The organism is Bacteroidota bacterium, from assembly GCA_034723125.1.
Classification (GTDB): Bacteria; Bacteroidota; Bacteroidia; order CAILMK01; family JAAYUY01; genus JAYEOP01.
The window spans coordinates 1-3581 of record JAYEOP010000196.1; the positions used below are offsets into that span (position 1 = coordinate 1).

3 protein-coding genes are annotated in these 3581 nt (G+C 30.2%); all 3 read left to right on the plus strand.

Annotated elements, in window-relative coordinates:
- Positions 1-972, plus strand: a 972-nt coding sequence (locus U9R42_05800; GenBank protein ID MEA3495534.1) for an RHS repeat-associated core domain-containing protein, incomplete at its 5' end; no start/stop codon positions are given.
- A gap of 161 nt (positions 973-1133) precedes the next feature.
- Complete coding sequence (locus U9R42_05805; protein ID MEA3495535.1) at positions 1134-1898, plus strand: hypothetical protein; 765 nt, start codon at positions 1134-1136, stop codon at positions 1896-1898.
- 534 nt (positions 1899-2432) lie between these two features.
- The gene (locus U9R42_05810; protein ID MEA3495536.1) at positions 2433-3464 is read left to right on the plus strand and encodes a PDDEXK nuclease domain-containing protein; all 1032 of its coding nucleotides are present in this window, start codon (positions 2433-2435) and stop codon (positions 3462-3464) included.
- The last annotated feature ends 117 nt before the right edge of the window (positions 3465-3581 follow it).

Consider the following 3581-nt stretch of genomic DNA (forward strand, 5'->3'; position numbering starts at 1 on the left):
GCAAGTATTGACTTAGGCTCAAATTTAGCAAGAGTAAAATATATGGTTAAAAATCCATCTGATGGCACATTTATGTTTATCAATAACACCAAAGTAGATGCTGATATTGATGTTGAATTTATTGCTACAACAACTACTGCAGACATAATATTCCAACGTGCTGATGCTACAAGTACCAACTTGCTCTTCTATCTTGATAATGTAAAAGTTGAAGAAATTGGAGAGAGTTATAGGTATGGATTTAATGGTATGGAGAAGGATGATGAGGTTAAAGGAACTGGTAATCATTATACTACTCATTTCAGGCAGTATGAACCAAGGTTCGGAAGGTGGTTTAGTATTGATCCATTAGTTAAGAATTTCCCTTGGCAAAGTCCATATGTTGCGTTTGATAATAGCCCGATATATAAAAATGATCCAAGAGGTGATGCTGCAAAGGATCCTCCAAAAGAAATTAAAAAAGAAGAGATTGATAAAATCCCATCAGATGGAACAAGGCAGGAGTTTCTTAAATCAGTATTTAGCTTATTTAATAAAGGTGATTATATCAAAAATGACGTTTTGAAAGAGTTAATAGTTCCTTCCCCAACAACTGATAAAGGGAAAGAAGAAGAATTTGAAGGATATAAAAAAATACGTAAAGCATTTGATCCAATAAAAAAACTCAAGAACGTTGAAAAGAAATCAAATGGGGACTCGAAATTTCAAATAGAAATGAAAAACGGGAAAACAGCTTATTTGTCAGTACCAATAGTAAATGAAACAGATGAAGGCTCTGAAATAGCGATGACCATTGATCTAAAAATTGAAAACAACGCAAGTGTTTCAGTTTCTACAACTTCTGATGGATGGATGAAGATTAATTTTAATGGAATTTCTGTTGGAAAAGGGATATTAAGGGTAGGGATGCCAAATGTATACATTAAAGGAGATGTTGCAAAAATATTAGGAATTAAAGTTAATATGAGATGAGAAAATTATTTTTCATTAGTTTAATATTAGTGACCATTTTATTTGTTCTACTAGTAATATTTAAATTTCAAAATAACAAGCCCAATTTAGTCAAAATTGAGTTGAATGGGTTTTCTCAAATTGCACTAGACTATAATTATAGTGATTCCAGTTTATTATATATGAGTTTATTTTCAGATAGTGCTGATTATTCGATAAAAGCAGGGAGTAGAGTATTTGAGGGTTATCAATTTGCAAAATATATCAATGACTCTTCAATTGTTTTTATTGACAGTCAGCAGCAAATTAGAATATTTAACAAATACAAGAATGAATTTATTCATAAAAGACCAAATAGTAAGTTTATTAATATAGATTTTTCAAAAATCTGCATTGACCAAAATAAGAAACGTGGTTTTTATTATAATAATATAGGAACCATTTTTTATTATGATATTGCATGTGATTCTCACTCTTTAGTTTTTAATATAAATGAATTAGGTAGTTATGCAATTGCTAGTTTTGATGTGTTTGACAATGAATTAGCTGTTTGTTTACTGAATTTATCTGACTCCATATCTCATAATTATGACTTTTTTCTTATTGATTTAACGAATAAAAATGTGTCTTGTGTAAAAAGCGGTAAGAAGTCAAGTTCTTTAACCTATAAACCTATTGTTAAATTTGTTAATAAAGGTATTATAATCTCAAATTACTATCTGAACAACTTAACATATTTGTTTAAAATTGATTTGAAAAATAAGCAAGAAAAGAGTTATGAAATTGGAGAAAAATTAATGATAATGAGCATGCTTGATATTAGTGAGAACTACTTATACCTAACAATTCTTGATGAAATAAAAAGAGAAAAATCAGTTGATATAAGTTATTCACCAATAGAGATGAAGTTCTACGAACATATAAGTATATATAGCATTCATTTGTAAAGGGGTAACAAACAGGTTTATTGTGAAAATTAAGCCTGTTTTTTTACTATATATGGATTTATTATATGTGCAACAATTCAGCATAGACTGATTACCACGCTCCGACCCAAACAAACAACATATTGCTTTTAACTTTTGAAATGATAGATTTTTAAAGGTAAAAGCTAAAATCAAAAAGCTGTTTGTGCCAACAAAGCGGTAGCAAAAGCAATAAGAAAAATATTGCCTTTGCTGAATTATCTATCCACTAAACCCCCGTCCACCACCCTTAGACAAGTTCAATACATGGCAGGTCATCGCTACGTAAGTTCAACAGAAGCCTATGTTGTTAATGATTTATACCGAAAGGTTATCATGTAACAGAAAATAAATTTTCTTAACATGCTAATCCATCGGCATAATACCAGTTTCTTTTTAATTAATTTGATGACGGTTTAGTATTAGATGATTTACAGGAAGATATTGGAAAGTTCCATCCGATAGGATAAAATAAAAATCAGCCACCAAAAATAAAAAAAACAATAACTTTGCATCATGAGTAAAATTGATAAAACAGCATACAAAAGTTTTTTAGAAGAAATAAAGGAAAAAATATATCAGTCCAGATTACAGGCAATGAGAGCAGTAAACAAAGAACTGCTAGCACTTTATACAGACATTGGAAGATCTATTGTAGAAAAACAAGAGCAGCTTGCTTGGGGTAAATCAGTTGTAGAAACTTTATCAAAAGACTTGCAAAATGAATTTCCCGGAACTGATGGTTTTTCTTCTCGTAACCTATGGAGAATGAGAACTTTTCATTTAGAATATAGGAATAATGAAAAACTGCCACCACTGGTGGCAGAAATTGCTTGGTCGCATAATATCATACTAATAGAAAAGTGTAAAGACTTGTTAGAAAGAGAGTTTTATATAAAAATGACAAAAAAATACGGCTGGTCAAAAAATATATTAATCCACCAAGTAGAAGGTAAAGCATACGAACGATTTTTAATAAATCAAACCAACTTTAACAAAGCATTAGAAGAGAAATACAAGCATCAGGCAAACTTAGCCGTGAAAGATAGTTATATGTTTGATTTTTTAGAATTAGCAGAAAATTACAAGGAACGAGAATTAGAGTTGGGTTTAATGAAAAATATTCGCAAATTTTTAGCTGAAATGGGCGGAGACTTTGCATTTATTGGAAATCAGTATCATTTAAAAGTTGGAGAAGAAAATTTTTATGTTGATATACTTTTGTACCATAGATTATTAAAATGTTTTGTAGCCATAAAATTAAAGACTGTAAAATTTAAGCCTGAATTTGCAGGGAAAATGCAATTTTACTTAACGGCTCTTGATGAATTGAAGAAACATCCATCAGAAAATCCATCCATAGGAATAATTGTTTGCAAAACAAAAGACAGAACAGTTGTTGAATTTGCACTAAAACAAATTAATAGCCCGATGGGAATAGCTGATTATTCAATAGAAAAAACATTACCCGAAGATTTTAAAAAATATCTTCCAACACCTGAAGAAATAATTGATAGCTTAGATAATTTTGATAGCTTCAAAGAATAAATATTTATATTGAGCTTGTCGAAATAAAACACACAGACTCTGGTATCCCCGAAATAAATACGGGAGTGAACTATGCCGATGGATTAGCATAGTTTGTACCGCAAAATTTCGGTACAA

Coding starts and splice junctions, on each gene's coding strand:
- U9R42_05805 (MEA3495535.1), top strand. CDS start 1,134: ATGAGTTTATTTTCAGATAGTGCTGATTATTCGATAAAAGCAGGGAGT.
- U9R42_05810 (MEA3495536.1), top strand. CDS start 2,433: ATGAGTAAAATTGATAAAACAGCATACAAAAGTTTTTTAGAAGAAATA.